We start from the raw sequence: 1,006 nt of genomic DNA, 5'->3' as shown, positions 1-1,006 counted from the left end.
GGTGACGGGGTTTCGCGCGGGGGCCGGGACAGGCCCGGCCCGACGGCGGCCGAGGCGCTGGCCTCAGGCCAGCTTTTCCTTGATACGGGCGGACTTGCCGCTGCGCTCGCGGAGGTAGTAGAGCTTGGCCTGGCGCACGTCGCCGCGACGCTTGACGCTGATGGAGTCGACCAGCGGGCTGTAGGTCTGGAAGGTCCGCTCGACGCCGACGCCGTGGGAGATCTTGCGCACGGTGAAGGCGGAGTTCAGGCCGCGGTTGCGCTTGCCGATCACCACGCCTTCGAAGGCCTGCAGACGCTCGCGGTTGCCTTCCTTGACCTTGACCTGGACGACCACGGTGTCGCCGGGGGCGAAGGCCGGGATTTCCTTGCTCATCTGCTCGGTTTCGAGCGCCTGGATCACCTTGTTCTTGCTGCTCATGACGGATAACTCCTCAAAATGTTGATCCACCGGTCGGCTTGGAGTGCCGATGGATCGTGATCCCGGCGCCCGAGCGAGCTCGAGAGCGCGGGAGATGATGGGTGACGCAGGTCCGCGGCGAGGGAGTGCCCGACAGGCTCGGCCCTCAGCGTCTCGCGTCCTGCACCTCCGCCCCGTCCTGCGGTGACGTGGCGTGCTCCTCGATGAACTCCGCGAGCAGCTCGCGCTGCTCCTGGCTCAACGTCCTGCCTTCCAGCAGGTCGGGGCGACGCTGCCAGGTGCGCCCCAGGGACTGCTTCAGCCGCCAGCGCCGGATAGCGCCATGGTGGCCGCTGAGCAGGACATCCGGCACCTGCCGCCCGTCGATCACCTCGGGGCGGGTGTAGTGCGGGCAGTCCAGCAGCCCGTCGTTGAAGGAGTCCTCGACCGCGGAGTCCTGATGGCCCAATACACCGGGCACCAGCCTCGCCGCGGCGTCGATCAGCACCATGGCCGGCAGCTCGCCGCCACTCAGCACGTAGTCGCCGATCGACCACTCCTCATCGATGTCGGCCTCGACGACCCGTTCATCGATACCTTCATAGCG

The 1,006-nt window shown here is 67.7% G+C and carries 1 protein-coding gene and 1 pseudogene; both read right to left on the bottom strand.

Going from position 1 to position 1,006, the window contains the following annotated elements:
- Window positions 1-63: 63 nt before the first annotated feature.
- Window positions 64-420 (bottom strand): 50S ribosomal protein L19, encoded by a 357-nt coding sequence (rplS, locus tag J5F18_RS04350; protein ID WP_346301098.1) that lies wholly within the window; start codon window positions 418-420, stop codon window positions 64-66.
- Window positions 421-565: 145 nt separating this feature from the next.
- Window positions 566-1,006, bottom strand: a pseudogene (locus J5F18_RS04345) (tRNA (guanosine(37)-N1)-methyltransferase TrmD); the annotation flags it as partial.

The sequence above is a fragment of the Halomonas sp. BM-2019 genome (genome assembly GCF_017584085.1).
Note: the sequence above shows the minus strand (reverse complement) of the source record. Positions and strands in the feature narration are given on the sequence as shown.

Coding starts and splice junctions, on each gene's coding strand:
- rplS (WP_346301098.1), bottom strand. CDS start 420: ATGAGCAGCAAGAACAAGGTGATCCAGGCGCTCGAAACCGAGCAGATG.